This is a genomic window from Rubricella aquisinus, assembly GCF_014199445.1.
In the GTDB taxonomy this organism is placed as follows: Bacteria; Pseudomonadota; Alphaproteobacteria; order Rhodobacterales; family Rhodobacteraceae; genus Rubricella; species Rubricella aquisinus.
In genome coordinates this window covers 245,974-262,575 of record NZ_JACIJS010000007.1, presented here as the reverse complement: position 1 = coordinate 262,575, position 16,602 = coordinate 245,974, and the positions used below count along the sequence as shown (strand labels likewise).

Here is a 16,602-nt window from a genome sequence, read left to right as displayed (position 1 = left end):
GTGTCAGGGGCCAACCCGCAAGGCTTTATACTGCACCTGCGAAAAAACCGCCGAAAGTGCGGAACCAATCCTGACCTTTCACGCTTTATCCATCAGTTAACGGACCACTAAGGCGGAGCAGCCATCCAATGACAGATCAAAGCGGGGTGCGGCCCTATCAGCGATTGGCCGTCATCGGAGCAGGTGCATGGGGCACGGCATTGGCGACGGTCGCACGGCGCGGCGGGCATGACGTGACGCTCTGGGCGCGGCGGGATGATTTGGCGGCTGAGATCAACAATCATCGCACCAACAGCCGTTATCTGCCCGACACCACCTTGCCCGATGGTTTGCGCGCCACCACCGATATGGCCGCCGCTCTCAAGAATGCCGACGCGGTGCTGATCGTCACGCCTTCCAAATCCATCCGCACCATCGCGGCGCAAACCCGCCCGCATATGTCGCCCGGCGTGCCCGTTTTCGTCTGCGCGAAGGGGATTGAGGCCGATACCGGCCTTCTGATGGCGCAAGTCGTCGCGGAAGAAATCCCGGGCCACGCTGTCGGCGTCATCTCCGGCCCCACCTTTGCGATTGAAACGGTGCAGGACCACCCCACCGCCGTGACCGTCGCCTGCAATGGTGATCCGTCTGAGGCGCTGCCCGCCGCGCGCATGGCGCTGACCCTGACGACCGATACGTTCCGCCCTTATGTGTCCAATGACATCACGGGGGTGGAGATCGGCGGCGCGGTCAAGAACGTGATCGCGATTGCCTGTGGCATCCTCGCCGGCGCTGGATTTGGGGAGAATACACGCGCCGCAATCATCACCCGTGGCCTTGGCGAGATGAAGGAACTTGCGGTCAAGCTCGGCGGGACACGCGAAACGGTGACTGGTTTGGGGGGCATTGGCGATCTGATGCTCACCTGCTCCAGCACGAAATCCCGAAATTTCTCCTACGGGGCGCAGCGGGGCGCGGGTGTTGCCGAAGGTGACGTGTTTGACGGTCGGCCCGTGGTGGTTGAGGGGCGCGACAATGCCCGCACTGTCACGGACCTTGCCCGCTCGCTGGGCTTGCATATGCCGATTTGTGAGATGGTGCGCGCCATTGTGGTGGAGGACCACCCGATTGGAGAGGCATTCGCCGCCTATTGGGCCGCCCCGATTGAGGCCGAGCCTCGCGCGCTCGATATCGCCATCGCCCACCCGGCGGAAGACGCCGCCGCAAAACGATTTGAGGACCTACTTCCATGACCGACATGACACCCAACGCCGCCGAGCGCGTGGCCGCGTGGCATTTCGTGCTTGCAACCGATCTGGACGGCACTTTCCTTGGTGGGAGTGCGGCTGACCGGCGCGCGCTCTATGATTGGATCGAGGCGCAACGCAGCAGCGTCGGCCTGATCTTCGTCACGGGGCGCGATCCTGAGTTCATCTTGAAAAGTTGTGCGGAAGGCGTGTTGCCATGGCCCGATTTCGTCGTGGGGGATGTGGGCACGACCATTGGCGCGGTCAAACCCGCCGGGGACACGCGCAAACTCCACATCCTGCACGACCTAGAGGCGGAAATCGCCGCACTTTGGGCGGATGGCACACAGACCGTGCAGCGCGTTTTGAAGGACGCGCCGGGCTTGACCCCGCAGCCAACCGAATTCCGCTACCGCATGTCCTATCACTATGACCCGGCCACGTTCGATCCCGAAGCGATCCGCACGATCGAGGCTTTGGGTTATGACGTGCTGATGTCGGACAATATGTATTTCGATGTCCTGCCCAAGGGCGTCAGCAAAGGGCCGTCCCTGTTGCGCCTCATGGATCACCTTGGCATCGCGAAACAGCGGGTGCTGGTTGCCGGTGACACGCTCAATGATCTGTCGATGTTTGAAACGGGCCTCAAAGGGGCGGTTGTCGGCGGGGCAGAGGCACCACTTCTGGAACGGACCGAACAAATCCCGACCGCCCGCCATTGCACCGCCATCGGTGCTGCTGGCATCTCAGAGGCGATCCGCACCATGAACCTTCACCCAACACCCCCCGGAGCCACAGAATGAAATCCGATCTGGTCATCGTGTATCACCGCCAACCCTATGAGGAGGTTGAGGAAAACGGGAAAACGGTCTTTCGCGAAAACAAAAGCCCGAACGGGATCGTGCCAACGCTGAAAGGATTTTTCGGGCAGGTCGATCAGGCCGCTTGGGTCGCGTGGAAACTGGCGGAGGATCCCTCGAACCCCGGATTTGAGCGGCAGATCGACATCAATGACAGTTTTGGCAGCTATCGTGTCAGCCGCCTGCCGCTGACCGATGCGCAGGTCAAAAGCTTCTATCATGTCAGCTCGAAAGAGGCGTTCTGGCCTATCCTGCATGGCTTTAAGGAACGGTATAATTACGATCCCGTCGATTGGTCCACGTTCCGCGAAGTAAATTGGGCCTTTGCCGAGGCTGCTGCCGCGGAGGCATCCGACGATGCGGTGGTCTGGATCCATGACTATAATCTGTGGCTCGTGCCCGGCTACTTGCGCCAGTTGAAGCCGAATGTGCGCATCGCGTTTTATCACCACACGCCATTCCCCTCTGCCGATATGTTCAACGTGCTGCCATGGCGGGAGGAGATCATTGACAGCCTTCTGGCCTGTGACGCGGTCGGGTTTCACATCCCGCGTTATTCGCAAAATTTCGCGGCCGCCGTGCGCTCCCTGAAAGGGTCGAAAGTCAGTCGGGACATGCCGACCGATCCGGCCATGGCGCGCAAAGGAGCGGCCCTTGCCGATCTGGTCACGCCCGTGGCCATCGCGCATGAGGGGCGTGAAGTGCGGATGGACACCAATCCGGTGGGCGTGAATTTCAACTATATCGAAACGCTGGCCAGCACCGATGAGGTCGCGGAAAAGGTCAAATCCGTGCGCGCGGAATTGGGGGATTGTCAGCTGGTCCTGTCCGTGTCCCGCACCGACTACACCAAGGGCAATATCGAACAGCTTGAAACCTTTGAGCGGCTGTTGCAGCGGCGGCCAGAGTTGAAGGGCAAGGTGCGCCTGATGCTCGTCTCTGTCGGGGCGAACCGGAACATGACCGCCTATGAGGAAGTGCAGCAAAAGATCGAAGAATTGACGGGCCGGATCAACGGCACCTTTGGCAGCTTTGAATGGCAGCCCGTCTCGCTCATTTCCTCTGCCATTCCGCTGAAGGATTTGGTTGCCTATTACCGGGCCGCCGATGTTGCCTCCATCACGCCGCTGGCCGATGGGCTGAACCTTGTGGCGAGCGAATTTTGTGCCGCAAAGGGGCAAGCCCCCGGCGCGCTGATCCTGTCGGAATTTGCGGGGTGCGCGGTGTTGCTGGACGGGGCGATCCCGGTCAATCCGTTCAGCCATGCGTCGATGGACAGCGCCTTGGATCAGGCACTCGCCATGCAGGAGACAGAGGCACTCGACCGGATGAAGCGGTTGCGCCAATCCGCTGCCCGCTGGGATATCGAAAGCTGGACGCAGGCCGAATTGGCCCTGTTCCGCGAATTGGGACAAGCAAAGACGAGCTGATTTGCGCCGCTTTCGGCTGGTCAGGCGGGATCGGGGCGCTATGCTCCGATCAAAGCGATGAACGGAGCCGACCATGCGCCTGATATACTCGATTTGTCTCATGCTGTTCGCCTCCACGGCGACGGCCCATGAATACTGGATCGAGGCGGAGGATTTCGCGCTCGCCCCCGGCGCGGCGCTCAAAGCGGATTTGAAGGTCGGGCAGGATCTATCTGGCAATCGGCTGTCCTATTTCCCACCCGGTTTCGTGCGGTTCGACCTTTATGACAACGCCGGGGCGCGCCCGGTTGAGGGGCGGATTGGGGATCGCCCTGCCCTGTCCGCCAGTGACCTTGCGCCCGGATTGACGATTGCCGCATTGGAGACGACGCCATCCTCCCTCACTTGGTCGGAGGCGGAGACATTTCAGGCTTTCCTTGACTATGACGGGTTGGAATGGGTCGCCGCAGTACATCGGGATCGCGGGCTACCGGCGGAGGGGTTTTCGGAATCCTACACCCGCTATGCCAAGGCGCTGATCTCTGTCGGCACGCCAATCGGGCAGGATCAGGTGACCGGATTAACCTTTGAACTGGTCGCGCTCGAAAACCCATATGCGTTTGACGGCCCCCTGCCCGTGTTGCTGCTCTATCGCGGGGCGCCAAAGGCAGGCACGCAGATCGCGCTGTTCCACCGGGCGCCGGACGGGACCGTTTCGCGCGAGTTGTTTCGCACCGACGCGGCGGGGCAAGCCGTGATCCCACGGCGGGGCGCGGGGTTATCCCTGCTCAGCGCTGTGCATATGGAGCCGCGCGCGGGCGATCCCCATGTCTGGCACAGCCTCTGGGCGTCGCTCACCTATGACGTGGGTGCCAGCCCTAATTCGTAAGGCCAAGCTGCGCCAAAATACCCGGTATCTTTTTCTTAACCTTGAAAAACCCTGCCGTGGCGTGGGGCCAAACAAGCGTATCATAATCCCGGCGCGGCATGTGAAGCGTGATCCCTGCCTCGCTCAAGCGCGGGCGCTCCCGCGCGATCCAGTCGCGTTGCCACCCCGCCGGAATATATGGCGTGATGAGGTGACGGCAGCCCGTCCCCTTCACCCACTCCGTCAACGCGCCCGGTTCCGGATGATCCAGCGTCATGGCCGCCGGGCACCAATGCGTGGCCTCCGCCAATGCAGCGCGTTCAAACGCCACAATCCGTTCAGACACCTGCGATGGACTGCGCCAGCGGGAGGTGGCCACCGTGACAACACCCGCCGCGTCCCGCGCCCCTGCGATCCAATCGGGCGTGCAATCCGCCTCCGTCACGAGAAGCGCAAAGGGCGCGTCCGGCACCCGTGCTGTGGGCGCGATCCCGGCTGCGGGCGGTCGGTCATGTGGCTCGGTCAGCGGCACCGGGTCTTGCGCGAACACATCCTCCACCGTGCCGAACCGTGCCCCTGAAAACGCCTCGATATTCGAGGCGCGCGCGACGTAATGCTTGCCCACAGTGTGCAAGCCCGCCACCCAGCGCCAACTCAGCGTGTTGGAGGCCGCATCCCCATCCAACAGATGCCGCAGAAAGAAATCCGCACCCAATTGCCAAGGCAGCCGCAGCGTGAAAATCCAGATGGAGGCAAACCACATGCGCGCGTGGTTGTGCAGATACCCCGTCTCAATCAGTTCCGCGACCCAAGCATTCATGCATGGAATATCTGAGTTTGCCTGCAAAACGCGCGTGAGCGCCTGATCGTCGGCATGGGTTCGGCTATACCGATCCCGGTCCGCCACATACCACCGCCAGATATCCGGGCGTTGCTCAAGCCAGCCTTTAAAGTATCCGCGCCAGAACACCTCCTGAACGAATTTTTCTGACGTGGCGAGGCTATGCCGGGTCAGGACATGATCCAGAACCTCCCGCTCGGTCACCAGGCGCCGAGTGATCCATGGGGAGAGGTGCGACACGGAATTGTGCGCCATCGGCCCGTGATCGTGGTTGCGACCCTTTGCATAGGCAGCACCCGCCTGATCCGCGAATGCCTGAAGCCGGGTAAGCCCCGCCTGCCGGCTTGGCTGAAATTGTGTTTGTTCCATGATCTCCCCATCAGCGGATACCTGCCCCGCGCCGTTCACCTAGGGCGACGATGCCGGTCGGAAAGGGTCATTGGCGGGGTGCGAGCAACTGTTCCAACTGCGCGCGCGCCTCTCCCGTCAGCTCAAGCGCCTGTCGCGCACGGTCGAGCGCGGGATTGTCCGGCGCAGGTTCCACAACCGGTGCCTCAGGTGGGGGTGACGGGGCAGCAACCGGTTCGGTCCTTTTTTCCTCACTGTCGTCCGGGAGGACCGCATCCGCCACCAATACCGGCTCGACAAGGGGGCGGCCCGCGATCAAATCAGCTGCCAACTGACCAAGGCCAATGCGCCGCAACTCCGCCGCGAGGTGTTCGCGCACGGCACCAGACCCTTCCATGGCAAGAATATCGTCATAATGGCTGATGACGGCGCGGGCAAAGTCACTTGGGCCGACGAGTTCGGCCGTGGACACAGCGAGAAGGCGCTGCTTGGCCAGATAACGCCGCTCCTCTTGGTCCTCATTGGGCAACAGGCCATCTATCCGAGCCAACGCCGCAAGGAGGTTTCCTTGCGCAGCCTCTACCCTCACAAGGGTTTCCGCGATGCGGCGTTCCAGTGGCGTGCCGCGAAACAGTGTCTCAAAGCTGCGGATTTCCGTCAGGCTGGCATCTGTGACCACCGCGCCGCGATCCAAGCGGCTGTTTAGCAATGTGATCTTGGCAATCACGCCGACGTCGTTTGGCTCCTTTGACAATTGAGCGAAGGCCCGCTCTGCCTCCCCAACGCGTCCTTCCTCGCGCATCAGGCGCGCGGCGTTGAGTTCGGCAAGGGGTGTGAGCGCCGTGCCCGTCCGCAGCAAAAGGGACTGCATCTCCCGCGCCAAGTCCGCCCGGCCCAGATCAATGAGCTTTGCCACGGCGCGGTCACCGGGTGTGGCGCGCAAACCGCCCGGCAATTGCGCAAGGCTTTCCAGCACCGACGGCCACAAATCCGGCTGTGGTGGCGCGGGATTTGCTGCCCCGGCCAGCGCCCACAGACCCGCCGCACCGCCACACCCGACCATGGTTTCTATCGGCCCATCCTGTGCGGGCATGCCGCCTTCGACAATCTGGGAGAGGTCCGTCAATAGCGCCGCGTTTGGCAGATCTGCTGCAAATGTTTGCATCATGGCACGTGCTTCCACGCCAAATCCATAATGAATATAAAGCTTTACCACGCGCTCTAAAGCATCCGCATCAACACGGTCGAATTCGCCCACAACCGATTGCCGCAAGGAAGACAGCTCTTGAAGGAAGGGCTGTTCACCCGCCCATTCAGCGATCGCGAGGTCCTCCGGGGGGAGACAGTATTGCGCCACATCCGCGGTGGGCTGCAGGGGTGGAGTGCCTTGCGGGCGGTCCAGAGCCGTCCTCGCTTCGACGCCCGCGCTGTTTGCCAGAAGGCCGGCCAATTCCTCCATCGTCGTGTCATTGCGGGAACTGGCGTCGGGACTATCCGCCATCGGCGTCGCGTCTAGCGTCAGGAAACCCTGATCGACCGCGCGTGTGAGTTGCCGCAGCAATGTGCGCTGTGCGGTTTCTATGTCGGCATTGGACGGCGAAACTGGTTCTGGCGGGTCGGACTGGGGGATCGAAGCCTTAATCGGCACCATTGTTCCACCGGGCGGAAGTGCCGCGCTGCGCCCGGCTTCATACACGTCTAGGACAAGAAGATCGCCGCCCAAACGGGCCGCCATCACGTCACACTCACAAGCCAGCCGAATATCTGCGGCTGCACCCGTGCCGGATGGCGATATGCGCACGTCACTGATCCGCGTCCTTGGGATTCGGTCAAAGGTTTGCGCGGCGGTCAGTGATGCCCCGGCCCGGTCCACCCGCAATGTCAGCCCCGAGCCCGTCTCAAGAAGGCGCACCGGGTCGTTTGGCCCAAGTTGCAGGACGAGCCGAGTGAAATTGGCATGCTCCCCGCCCCGTATGGCGATTTGCGCGGACACGCCCGTGGCCATCACGACCCATAAGAGGATGGCCCAGCGGATCATGCCGCCACGGCCGACAGGGTGGAGCCGCGCATCGCTTCCTCCATCTCATCAAAAGAGGGGCGCAATCCGAGCGGAGTATTTTGGCGCCCCACTTCGATACAAATATTGGGCGCGTGCTTGTGCAGATAGGCGACCAGAACCTCCTTCACCAAAAGGTTGAAATGGTGGTCTTCCTCCACGATCAGTTTCACTTTCGTCGCGAAGGGACCGACGAACGCATAGGCCAAAAACACGCCAAGAAACGTCCCCACAAGCGCGCCGCCGATCATCTTCCCCAAAATGGCCGGGGGCTGGTCGATGGATGACATCGTCTTGATCACCCCCAGAACGGCCGCGACGATCCCGAGGGCTGGCAGACCATCGGCAACCGTCTGAAGGGCATGGCTGGAATGCATCGCGTGGTGAAGCCGCGCCTCCGTCCGCTTATCGAGCACCTCCTCCACCTGATGCGGGTCATCATAATTCATGGAGGCTGATCGCAATGTGTCGCAGATCGTGGCAACGGTCTCCTTATCCGCAAGAATCCTCGGATATGCGGTGAAAATCGAGGACTCCTCCGGCTTTTCGATATGTTCTTCGAGTGCTACGGGGTTTTGCTTTCCGATGCGCAGCAGATCATGCAGCATGACCAGAAGGTCGCGGTAATCCGCCGCCTTCCATTTCGGCCCCTTGAACACCATCCCCAAGGCGCCCAGCGTCTGCTTGACCCCGTGCCCATCATTGGCAATCGCAAACGCCCCGACCGCAGCGCCCGCGATCATCATCATTTCATAGGGCAGAGCCTTAAGAATGATACCAAAACTGCCCCCGGCGAGCATGTACCCGCCAAAGACCATCACGAAAACGATCACGATACCGATAATACCAAGCATTTTGCGCCCCTCCTCACGCTAGCTATGGCGACGAAAGCCTTAACAACACGTCACCAGACGCCCGAAATCAGGGTTAACGGGAGGCCGTCTGAGCATTCCGCCCGGCAAGCGCCACCGACACCGCATAGCCGATATCGGGGGGCAGCCCGGCCAGGATCGCCCCCGCGCTGATCGGATCCATCCGTGCCAGAAAGCCCGCTGCGAAATCGACACGCATTTCCTCAAACAGGGCAGCGGCCTGATCCGGTTTCATGTTCTGGTAAATCAACGTGAGACGGTCGAGATCCTCCTCCGCCGAGGTTTCAACGAGTGTCACGAGCGCCTGAAGCTCGCTTCGGGCCTCTTCCAAGGCGCGCATCTGGGCGCGTAAATCCTCCTCGACCTTGGCCAATGCATCCGCGCGCGCGTCAATCTCCGCCGCGCGGGCCTCCAACGCGGCCCGCTCCGCCACGATTTCGGCCAAGAGCGCGTCGGTGTCGGGTGCGTCTGCCGATGGGCGGGCCTGCGCGGCCATGGTGACACCATGCTCCGAGGCAACAGCGCTGAGCCGGACCAGCCCGGATGCCGCAAGGCAGAGCGCCAACAGAATAAGCGCCCCACTGCGCATCGGTAATTTGCGTGCTTTTGCCATCAGCGCATCGCCCGCTTCACATCGCGCAAGGACTGTAAAAGCTCAGCCCGCGGGTCGATCCGCGGCGCCGGGACCGGCTTTGCCACCGGGGTTGCCTTGCGCTCATGCACGGTTGCGAGCAACAACTCCAACCGACCCGCGGCGATTTCGGCGCGGGAGGTCAATTTCGCGAGATCCCTACTCGATTCCCCCGCAGCCGTTCGCGTCATCGCGAGGGATTTGTGCATCTCATCGACCTGACGCGACAACCCGGCAATCGACGCGCCAAGCCCGCGATCAAGCGCCATAAGCCGCTTCAACCGCCCCGCGAGCACAAAGCAATAGAGTGATGCGGCAAGCGCCCCGATGATCAACAAACCGTCTGAAATCAATGTCATAGCCTCGTCCTTTCTAGCTGAGGATGAATTCTGTAATCAGCAGATCCTGCACACGGCCCGGCCCGGTCACGATCTGCACCCGGCGCAGCATTTGCGCGCGCAGGCGCAACATGCTTGAGGGTGCTTCCAATTCCGCCAGATCGACGGCGCGCAGATAGGTGTTGAACACGTCGTTGATGCGCGGCAGCAGCGCCTCCACCTCGTCCCGATAGGCCCGATCCACTTCAAGCTCGGCCGTGAAGCGCAACATTCTGGTGCGCCCGTCAGGGGGAAAGGTGATGGTTAATTGCGGGATCGGGACAAAAACAGGGCGGTCTCCGGGGCTAAGAGCGACCTTTGATTCTGTCGCCGCACTTCCCGCAGTCGCGCCGCCAATCAGCCCGGAATAGGACACATAAAAGCCCGCCCCGCCCAGCACAACGGCGGCCAAAACACCAATGATGATGGATTTCAGGCCGCCTTTCCCGCCTGTGTCCTCACCCGTGCTGTCCGCGTCGTCGCTCATTTGGTCAATCCCGATGTTCACCTTGTGTCCCGTTTGATTTCGCAGATCGGCACTAACGTTTTCTTAATGCTCCTCAAGATATGCAGACGGGGATGGCGAGCGCAGAACGCGCCTCGTGTGGATGGGGAAAACATCACCGTGGAAAGGTTGAGCACTCTTTGGGCGAGTATGGGCCAGCAGCGTCGAATCGTTGCGGTACTGGCGGCAGTGGCCGTTTTTGCGCTGATCGTCGGGATGGCGCGCATGGCCTCAAGCCCGCAAACCGCGCTGTTATATTCCGGGCTGGACCCGGCTTCGGCGGATCAGATCGTGACGGTGCTGGAGGGTGAGGGCACGTTCTATGAGGTGCGTGGCGATTCGATCTTTGTGCCCATCGCGGAGCGGGACCGGCTGCGCCTGCGGCTCGCCGGGCAAGGACTGCCGCAATCAGGCGGGGCCGGATACGAATTGCTTGAAGGGCTTAGCGGGTTTGGCACTACGTCGCAGATGTTTGACGCGGCCTATTGGCGCGCGAAGGAGGGCGAGCTTGCCCGCACGATCCTCGCCTCGCCCGGCGTGCGCGCGGCGCGGGTCCATATCGCGCGGGAGGAAGGCACGGCCTTTGCGCGCAACACGCAGGTCAGCGCGGCCGTGACCGTCACCTATGATGCGCCGCCCCTGCCCCGCGCACAGGCGGAATCGATCCGGTTTCTGGTGTCTTCCGCCGTCAGTGGCCTTGCCGCACGCGATGTCTCCGTCATTGATGCGGAGGCGGGCGTGATCCTGACCCCCGGCGATATTGGCGGCATGGGCGATGCGAGCAATCCGTTCGATGATCGCGCCGCCATGCTCAAGGCCAATATCGAGCGGCTTTTGGCCGCGCGCGTGGGGGGGGGCCGCGCCATCGTGGAAGTGATGATCGACGCCGACATGGACAGCGAGACCATCACGGAGCGGCGCATTGACCCTGATACCCGCGTGGCCATTCATTCCGATCTGGAAGAGGAGCGGGACAGCGCCAGCGGCTCGACCGGGGGCGGTGTCACGGTTGCCTCGAACCTGCCCGATGGGGAGGGCGGCGCGTCCTCCGGCCGGTCGGAACAATCCTCCCGCACGCGTGAATTGATCAATTACGAGGTGTCCGAGGTCATGCGCGAACGGGTCCGGCCTGCAGGCCAAATCCGGCGCATCACCGTCGCGGTGCTGGTCGATGGCATTCGCACCATCGGGGAGGATGGCGCCCGCGAATGGACCGCGCGCGGCGAGGATGAGATGTCAGCGCTGGCCGAACTCGTCCGTTCCGCGATTGGGTTTGACGCCGCGCGCGGCGATGTGGTCACGATCCGAAGCCTTGAGTTTCCCGCACAAGAAATCGCAGGGACGGAGGTTCGCTCGGACCCGATTGGTGCCATTGGCGCGCGGCTTTGGTCGCTGGCGGAGATTGCGGTGCTGGGCTTTGTCGCGCTGTTGATCGGCCTGTTCGTGTTGCGCCCCTTGCTCAAACCGCGGGAGGCCGATTTGCTCCCCAACCCGCTGGAGATTGAGGGCGAGGTGCTCTCCGGCTCGGGTCAGGTCGTCAAGGCGATTGAGGAAAACCCGGAGGCGCGCGCGCTGGAGGAGCGCAAACCGTCGGGGATCGAGGAATTGCGCGGTCTGATCCAGACGGAGCGGGAGGCGGCAAAATCCTTGCTCCATGATTGGATCGAATCCGAGGAGTCGAAAGCATGACCGTCACCCGCCTGAGACTGGAGGAATTCAGCCCGTCCTTCCGCGCTGTTGAAACGCCCAAGGAGGAAACACCCGTCCTGACCCTGCAAGAGCAGCTCAAGGCTGCCCGCGATGCGGGCTATGCTGAAGGATTTCAGGCTGGCGTGGCCCGCGCCGAGGAGGCTTACGCCAGCAAGGAGCGCAAACTGGACGCGGCGATACAAGAGACGATCTCAGACGGCCTTTTCACCCGGGCCGAGGCGGAATCCGCCATCCTTGCCCAGATTGCCCCGCTCTGTGATGCCATTGCCCGCGCGATCCTGCCCGAGGTGGCGCGCAACGGATTTGCCCGCCTGTTGACCGACGAAATCACGGCAGCACTAGCCCGCACACCCAGCCCGGTGCCGACACTCTTTCTGCACCCCGACAATAGCCCCGCCTTGCGCGCAGCCTTTGCCCGCGCCGACCTTACCATCGGGATCCGGGACGACCCGGCGCTTGGCCCGCTGGAAGCCCGGTTTGAGCAGGGCGACGCACAGACCCGCATCGACCTGACCGCCGCGATAGCAGCGATTGAAACCGCCTGCCGCTCCTATTTCGAGACACTTGTCCCAATGACCGAGGATCAAATCCATGACCGAGACAGACCAGCCGACCGATCCGAAGCCGGATGAGCAGGCCGAGGAAAAGTCCCGCCGTGCCCGCGCCTTTATGGGTGTTCCGATTGAGGTCATGATCTCTGTTGGGCGGGCGCGTCCGCTTGTCAGCGATCTGGTGAAGTTGCACCGCGATTCCGTACTACCGCTCGATAGCCGCGTGGATGATCCGGTCGAACTCTATATTGGCGACCGGCTGATCGCGCGGGGCGAATTGCAGGAAATGGACGACGGGTCCGGCCTCTTGGGCGTGCGCCTGACGGAGGTCGCTGACATGAGCGACGGAGCCTGAGCCATGCGGCTGTCCGCCTTCCTCCTGCTTTGCCTGCTGATGGCGGCCCCGGCCAGCGCGCAGGACGTGACCCTGAGCCTTGGCGATGAGGGGTCGCTGTCCTTGCGGGCGGTGCAGTTGTTCGCGCTGGTCACGGTGCTTAGCCTGGCACCTGGTCTTGCGATTATGGTGACCTGTTTTCCCTTTATGGTCACGGTTCTGTCGATCCTTCGGCAGGCCATCGGGGTGCAACAGGCGCCACCCAATATGTTGATCGTCAGCCTCGCGCTGTTCCTCACATGGTTTGTGATGGAGCCGGTGTTTCGCGCAGCATGGGAGGCGGGCATCCGCCCGATGACCGACGGCAGCCTTGCCCCCGAAATGGCTTTCCGCGCGGGGATCGAGCCGTTTCGCATCTTTATGGAGGGGCGGGTCAACCCAGAATTCCTTGCCATCCTGAGCGACGCGATCCCGCGCCCGCCCGCCGATGACGCGCGCACGCCATTGTCCCTATTGGTGCCGACCTTTCTGTTGAGTGAGATTCAGCGGGGGTTTGAGGTCGGTTTTCTGATCTTCCTCCCCTTTCTGGTGATTGATCTGGTGATTGCGGCGATCCTGATGTCGATGGGCATGATGATGGTGCCGCCTGCCATCGTCGCCCTCCCCTTCAAGCTGGCCTTTTTTGTGCTGGCTGATGGATGGGCGCTGCTCGCGGGTGCATTGGTGCGGAGCTATGGCGGCTGATGGACGGGATTGCGCAAAATCGACAACTCACGGTGCCGGAAACACCACGGGCAAACAGCCGCATGTCCCGGATCGACAAGGCCGCGATCATCCTCGCAGCCCTTGGCCCGGATGAGGCGGCGGGGCTTTTGGCTGGTATGAGCGAGCAGGTCTTGCGCCGGTTCGCCCACGCGATTTCCAAGATCAAACGCATCCCGCCCCATGATCTCGACACCATCGTATCCGAATTCCGCGCCGAATTGAGCGAGGAGCAAGGCATTGTCGGCGGCATGGAAGAAGCCCGCCGCATCCTGTCCAACATCGTTGACCAAAACACCGTATCGCGCATCATGTCGGACGTGGATGGCCATATGCGCCGCTCCATCTGGGAGCAGTTGGGCGCCTGCGCGGACAGCTCCATTGCCCGGTTTTTGCAAGGCGAACACCCGCAAACCGCCGCGGTCGTGCTGGCCGAGCTCTCCGCGGCAAAGGCCGCGGCAGTGCTAGAACGGCTAGACGAGGAATTGGCGCAGAACATCGTCCTGCGCCTGTCGCGGGTGCCACGGCTTGAGGACAGCGTGATCTCCCTGATCGAGGACGTGATCGTGTCTGACTTCCTTTCCGCCCTGCAACAGGAAATGGCGACCCGCAAACCGGCCGAGGTGATCGGCAGCCTGATGAACAACGTGTCCTCCGACGCGCGCGACCGCCTGATGAGCCATCTGGAGGAGCGCAAACCGGCCTTGGCGCAGGATGTGCAGAAGGTGATGTTTACCTTCTCCGACGTGGCGATCCGCGTCGAAGCCCGCGACATCTCCGCCATTGTTCGAGGGGTCGAGGAAGAAGATCTCAAAATCGCGCTGAAACATGCCATCGCGCGCAAAATCGAAAGCGCCGATTTCATCCTCAACAACCTCTCCAAACGCCTCAGCGAACGATACCGCGAAGAGATCGAACAGATGCCAGACGTCAAACAGAAGGACGGAGAACAGGCGCAAAGTAAAATCGTGGAGGAAATCCAGCGTCTCGCCAAAATGGGAGAGATCACGCTGCTCGAGATTGAGAACCAGTAAGGAGAAAATGGTGCCCGGGGGCGGATTTGAACCACCGACACGCGGATTTTCAATCCGCTGCTCTACCCCTGAGCTACCCGGGCATCAGAGGGGTGCATCCGCACCGTGAGCGGGTGTTTAGGCAATGCGCGCGGGGGTGTCCAGCGGATTTTTTGCCTGACTGGCGGAAAACCAGATCAGTGATCCGAGGTGTCGGGATCGGGGGCTTCTTCCTCTTGCACCGGTATTGCGTACTGGCCATTGAACCAACGGCCCAAGTCCACATCCGCGCAGCGTTTGGAGCAAAAGGGGCGGTATTTTTCCACCGGTTCTTTCTTGCAGATCGGGCAACTCATGCGGGTAAAACCTCCGCCAAGGGCAAACGTTCCCGTTTGCGCAGCAACTCCATATGGCCAAGCGGCGTCCATCCGGCAAGCGAGGTTTCCACATCGCCCCGAAACGCTGACTTCAGGGTCGATTCCAGTTGCGGGCGATCCCGCTTGGTCATCGGGGCGAGGTCCAGCACGATCTGCCCGCCAAGCCCACGCAGGCGCAATTGCCGGGGCAAGGCGCGCAGGGCCGCGATATTCGTCGTCAGACTTCCCGCAGGCGACATGTCCTTGCCCGTGTTCACATCCACCGCCACGAGTGCGCGCACAGGCTCGATAAACATATACGCCCCCTGCCCCAACGGCACGCGCGGGCTGCGCAACCCGTCGATCGTGTCCCAGACATTGTGCCGCTCAAACGCGCCCGGCGCATCGTCAAGGATATCCGGCTCCGGCCAATCGCGCCATGCGAGCATCCCGGCATCCGGGGTATCGACCAGCAGTTCCGGCGGGCCGGTCAAATCCGCCATCACAGCGCGCGAAAGCTCCAGCATCGCGGCGGCATCCTCCGCCACATCCTCAAGCACCACGCCCCGCGCGGCGGTGCGGATGATCATGCCCTCCCCCGGCTGCATCAGCGGGGCCACGGCCGCTTCGAGCACGTCGCGTTCTTCTGGATCGCGGATCGAGCGGGAGATATTCAGCCCCGGTGCCATCGGGGTGGCAATCGCATAGCGGGATTTGAACAAAAGGCGCCGGGTCACCGGGGGCGCCTTCCCGGGTTCGGCATGGGTGCTCACCTGTACCAAAAGCGGCTCACCAGGGGCAACGCCCTTTCCCTCTTTCAAAAAACCGTTGCCTGCATCAAGGCGGACCATCAGGCCGCCCATCCCTTTCATCGGGCGGTCGGGTTGCCCGCGCCAGATTTGGCCGGGATGGATGCCCGGCGCGGCAGGATCAATGATGAGATCCTCGACAATGCCATCCTCGATCAGCGCGGCCATGCTGCCCTGCCCGTCCGGGCGCTGGTCAATCGCGATCACGCGCCCTTTCATGCCGGCACTCCCTCATAGCTGACCTGATAGCCAGCACTGGTCAGCAAATTGGCTGTTTCCGTGAGCGGCAGGCCCACCACATTGCTATAGGATCCTGAAATCCATGGCACAAAAGCCGCGCCTATACCCTGAATGGCATATCCGCCCGCCTTACCCTGCCATTCGCCGGAGCGGATATAGGCGGAGATTTCAGCGTCAGAGAGCGGCTTCATCCGCACCTGCGTGGTCACGATCCTGGTCCGGAGCGTCTCTCCCTGTCGCAGGGCCACCGCTGTCATGACACGGTGTCGCCGCCCTGACAGGAGCGTGAGGAAGGCAACGGCCTCCGCCGCGTCATCGGGTTTGCCCAAGATGCGCGTGCCAACAGACACAACCGTATCGGCACACAGAATGAGAGCATCCGGCGCGTTGACCGCCAGCGCCTTTTCACGCGCCAGCCGCTCCGCATAGGCACGCGGTGCTTCGGACTTGAACGGTGTTTCGTCGATATCGGGTGGCAGGATCGCGTCCGGCACCACCCCGATCTGCGCCAACAGCTCCCGCCGCCGGGGCGAGCCGGAGCCAAGCACGAGGCGCATTACTTGAAGCGGTAGTTGATGCGGCCCTTGGTCAGGTCATAGGGGGTCATTTCGACCTGCACCTTGTCCCCGGCCAGCACACGGATGCGGTTCTTGCGCATCTTGCCCGCTGTGTGGGCGATGATTTCGTGGCCGTTTTCGAGCTTCACCCGGAACGTCGCGTTCGGCAAAAGCTCAACCACGGTCCCCGGAAATTCGATAAGCTCTTCCTTGGCCATGCCGTCTCCATCGTGGATTTACACAAGCGTCAACGCAAACCTGCCCTGACGCGTTGCAG

Annotated in this window: 19 protein-coding genes and 1 tRNA gene; 9 read left to right on the top strand and 11 right to left on the bottom strand. The window is 62.1% G+C overall.

Translation table 11 applies throughout. From position 1 onward, the window contains the following. Window positions 1-128 precede the first annotated feature (128 nt). From FHS89_RS13110 to FHS89_RS13095, 4 genes are all read left to right on the top strand, one after another. Window positions 129-1,232: an NAD(P)H-dependent glycerol-3-phosphate dehydrogenase gene (locus FHS89_RS13110; protein WP_184012366.1), complete on the top strand. Its 1,104-nt coding sequence runs from the start codon at window positions 129-131 to the stop codon at window positions 1,230-1,232. Continuing rightward, window positions 1,229-2,029, top strand: coding sequence for an HAD family hydrolase (locus FHS89_RS13105; protein ID WP_184012364.1), 801 nt, complete (start codon window positions 1,229-1,231; stop codon window positions 2,027-2,029). Before FHS89_RS13110 ends, FHS89_RS13105 begins: the two co-directional genes overlap by 4 nt. Beyond that, entirely contained in the window at window positions 2,026-3,516 is a 1,491-nt protein-coding gene (gene ggpS, locus FHS89_RS13100) for a glucosylglycerol-phosphate synthase (RefSeq protein ID WP_184012362.1), read from the top strand. The genes FHS89_RS13105 and ggpS overlap by 4 nt, the downstream gene beginning before the upstream one ends. Window positions 3,517-3,589: 73 nt before the next feature. Next, window positions 3,590-4,384 carry a DUF4198 domain-containing protein gene (locus FHS89_RS13095; protein WP_184012360.1) on the top strand — a complete coding sequence of 265 codons (795 nt, stop codon included), beginning with the start codon at window positions 3,590-3,592 and terminating at the stop codon, window positions 4,382-4,384. Here FHS89_RS13095 and FHS89_RS13090 read toward each other — a convergent pair. The 6 genes from FHS89_RS13090 to FHS89_RS13065 all read right to left on the bottom strand — a co-directional run bounded on the left by FHS89_RS13090 (window position 4,374) and on the right by FHS89_RS13065 (window position 9,975). Beyond that, window positions 4,374-5,573, bottom strand: coding sequence for an FAD-binding domain-containing protein (locus tag FHS89_RS13090; protein ID WP_184012358.1), 1,200 nt, complete (start codon window positions 5,571-5,573; stop codon window positions 4,374-4,376). The two genes, FHS89_RS13095 and FHS89_RS13090, sit on opposite strands and share 11 nt — an antisense overlap. A 67-nt stretch (window positions 5,574-5,640) precedes the next feature. Beyond that, on the bottom strand, window positions 5,641-7,590 hold the full coding sequence (locus FHS89_RS13085) for a hypothetical protein (protein WP_184012356.1): 1,950 nt from the start codon (window positions 7,588-7,590) through the stop codon (window positions 5,641-5,643). Then, window positions 7,587-8,462, bottom strand: coding sequence for a flagellar motor stator protein MotA (gene motA, locus FHS89_RS13080; protein WP_184012354.1), 876 nt, complete (start codon window positions 8,460-8,462; stop codon window positions 7,587-7,589). Before motA ends, FHS89_RS13085 begins: the two co-directional genes overlap by 4 nt. Before the next feature lie 73 nt (window positions 8,463-8,535). Next, window positions 8,536-9,093 carry a MotE family protein gene (locus FHS89_RS13075; protein WP_184012352.1) on the bottom strand — a complete coding sequence of 186 codons (558 nt, stop codon included), beginning with the start codon at window positions 9,091-9,093 and terminating at the stop codon, window positions 8,536-8,538. Next, window positions 9,093-9,470, bottom strand: coding sequence for a hypothetical protein (locus FHS89_RS13070; RefSeq protein WP_184012350.1), 378 nt, complete (start codon window positions 9,468-9,470; stop codon window positions 9,093-9,095). Before FHS89_RS13070 ends, FHS89_RS13075 begins: the two co-directional genes overlap by 1 nt. A gap of 13 nt (window positions 9,471-9,483) precedes the next feature. Continuing rightward, a complete protein-coding gene (locus FHS89_RS13065) occupies window positions 9,484-9,975 on the bottom strand; it encodes a flagellar basal body-associated FliL family protein (protein WP_184012348.1) in 492 nt (163 codons plus the stop codon). Window positions 9,976-10,041: 66 nt separating this feature from the next. On the opposite strand from FHS89_RS13065, the gene fliF reads away from it, so the two are divergent. The 5 genes from fliF to FHS89_RS13040 are packed head-to-tail and all read left to right on the top strand — an operon-like array spanning window position 10,042 to window position 14,384. Further along, window positions 10,042-11,682, top strand: coding sequence for a flagellar basal-body MS-ring/collar protein FliF (gene fliF, locus FHS89_RS13060; protein ID WP_281376697.1), 1,641 nt, complete (start codon window positions 10,042-10,044; stop codon window positions 11,680-11,682). Further along, window positions 11,679-12,335, top strand: a complete 657-nt coding sequence (locus FHS89_RS13055; RefSeq protein ID WP_184012344.1) for a FliH/SctL family protein — start codon at window positions 11,679-11,681, stop codon at window positions 12,333-12,335. Before fliF ends, FHS89_RS13055 begins: the two co-directional genes overlap by 4 nt. 37 nt (window positions 12,336-12,372) lie before the next feature. Further along, a complete protein-coding gene (locus FHS89_RS13050) occupies window positions 12,373-12,609 on the top strand; it encodes a FliM/FliN family flagellar motor switch protein (RefSeq protein ID WP_246413889.1) in 237 nt (78 codons plus the stop codon). Window positions 12,610-12,612: 3 nt separating this feature from the next. Beyond that, entirely contained in the window at window positions 12,613-13,332 is a 720-nt protein-coding gene (fliP, locus tag FHS89_RS13045; RefSeq protein ID WP_184012340.1) for a flagellar type III secretion system pore protein FliP, read from the top strand. Next, entirely contained in the window at window positions 13,287-14,384 is a 1,098-nt protein-coding gene (locus FHS89_RS13040; protein ID WP_184012338.1) for a flagellar motor switch protein FliG, read from the top strand. Before fliP ends, FHS89_RS13040 begins: the two co-directional genes overlap by 46 nt. 8 nt (window positions 14,385-14,392) lie before the next feature. Here the strand turns inward: FHS89_RS13040 and FHS89_RS13035 are convergent. The 5 genes from FHS89_RS13035 to infA form a co-directional block, all read right to left on the bottom strand. Then, window positions 14,393-14,467: transfer RNA gene (locus FHS89_RS13035), tRNA-Phe, on the bottom strand. A gap of 93 nt (window positions 14,468-14,560) precedes the next feature. Beyond that, entirely contained in the window at window positions 14,561-14,719 is a 159-nt protein-coding gene (locus FHS89_RS13030) for a DNA gyrase inhibitor YacG (RefSeq protein ID WP_184012336.1), read from the bottom strand. Next, complete coding sequence (locus FHS89_RS13025) at window positions 14,716-15,747, bottom strand: ribonuclease E/G (RefSeq protein WP_184012334.1); 1,032 nt, start codon at window positions 15,745-15,747, stop codon at window positions 14,716-14,718. The genes FHS89_RS13030 and FHS89_RS13025 overlap by 4 nt, the downstream gene beginning before the upstream one ends. Next, on the bottom strand, window positions 15,744-16,325 hold the full coding sequence (locus FHS89_RS13020; RefSeq protein WP_184012332.1) for a Maf family protein: 582 nt from the start codon (window positions 16,323-16,325) through the stop codon (window positions 15,744-15,746). The genes FHS89_RS13025 and FHS89_RS13020 overlap by 4 nt, the downstream gene beginning before the upstream one ends. Beyond that, window positions 16,325-16,543, bottom strand: coding sequence for a translation initiation factor IF-1 (infA, locus tag FHS89_RS13015; RefSeq protein WP_184012330.1), 219 nt, complete (start codon window positions 16,541-16,543; stop codon window positions 16,325-16,327). The genes FHS89_RS13020 and infA overlap by 1 nt, the downstream gene beginning before the upstream one ends. Window positions 16,544-16,602: the final 59 nt, after the last annotated feature.

What these genes read in the sequence shown, in the direction of transcription:
- fliF (WP_281376697.1), top strand. Translation starts at nt 10,042, where the DNA reads ATGCTCCTCAAGATATGCAGACGGGGATGGCGAGCGCAGAACGCGCCT.
- FHS89_RS13025 (WP_184012334.1), bottom strand. Translation starts at nt 15,747, where the DNA reads ATGAAAGGGCGCGTGATCGCGATTGACCAGCGCCCGGACGGGCAGGGC.
- FHS89_RS13085 (WP_184012356.1), bottom strand. Translation starts at nt 7,590, where the DNA reads ATGATCCGCTGGGCCATCCTCTTATGGGTCGTGATGGCCACGGGCGTG.
- FHS89_RS13110 (WP_184012366.1), top strand. Translation starts at nt 129, where the DNA reads ATGACAGATCAAAGCGGGGTGCGGCCCTATCAGCGATTGGCCGTCATC.
- FHS89_RS13105 (WP_184012364.1), top strand. Translation starts at nt 1,229, where the DNA reads ATGACCGACATGACACCCAACGCCGCCGAGCGCGTGGCCGCGTGGCAT.
- FHS89_RS13075 (WP_184012352.1), bottom strand. Translation starts at nt 9,093, where the DNA reads ATGGCAAAAGCACGCAAATTACCGATGCGCAGTGGGGCGCTTATTCTG.
- FHS89_RS13055 (WP_184012344.1), top strand. Translation starts at nt 11,679, where the DNA reads ATGACCGTCACCCGCCTGAGACTGGAGGAATTCAGCCCGTCCTTCCGC.
- FHS89_RS13040 (WP_184012338.1), top strand. Translation starts at nt 13,287, where the DNA reads ATGGGCGCTGCTCGCGGGTGCATTGGTGCGGAGCTATGGCGGCTGATG.
- FHS89_RS13090 (WP_184012358.1), bottom strand. Translation starts at nt 5,573, where the DNA reads ATGGAACAAACACAATTTCAGCCAAGCCGGCAGGCGGGGCTTACCCGG.
- ggpS (WP_184012362.1), top strand. Translation starts at nt 2,026, where the DNA reads ATGAAATCCGATCTGGTCATCGTGTATCACCGCCAACCCTATGAGGAG.
- infA (WP_184012330.1), bottom strand. Translation starts at nt 16,543, where the DNA reads ATGGCCAAGGAAGAGCTTATCGAATTTCCGGGGACCGTGGTTGAGCTT.
- FHS89_RS13050 (WP_246413889.1), top strand. Translation starts at nt 12,373, where the DNA reads ATGGGTGTTCCGATTGAGGTCATGATCTCTGTTGGGCGGGCGCGTCCG.
- fliP (WP_184012340.1), top strand. Translation starts at nt 12,613, where the DNA reads ATGCGGCTGTCCGCCTTCCTCCTGCTTTGCCTGCTGATGGCGGCCCCG.
- FHS89_RS13065 (WP_184012348.1), bottom strand. Translation starts at nt 9,975, where the DNA reads ATGAGCGACGACGCGGACAGCACGGGTGAGGACACAGGCGGGAAAGGC.
- motA (WP_184012354.1), bottom strand. Translation starts at nt 8,462, where the DNA reads ATGCTTGGTATTATCGGTATCGTGATCGTTTTCGTGATGGTCTTTGGC.
- FHS89_RS13030 (WP_184012336.1), bottom strand. Translation starts at nt 14,719, where the DNA reads ATGAGTTGCCCGATCTGCAAGAAAGAACCGGTGGAAAAATACCGCCCC.
- FHS89_RS13020 (WP_184012332.1), bottom strand. Translation starts at nt 16,325, where the DNA reads ATGCGCCTCGTGCTTGGCTCCGGCTCGCCCCGGCGGCGGGAGCTGTTG.
- FHS89_RS13070 (WP_184012350.1), bottom strand. Translation starts at nt 9,470, where the DNA reads ATGACATTGATTTCAGACGGTTTGTTGATCATCGGGGCGCTTGCCGCA.
- FHS89_RS13095 (WP_184012360.1), top strand. Translation starts at nt 3,590, where the DNA reads ATGCGCCTGATATACTCGATTTGTCTCATGCTGTTCGCCTCCACGGCG.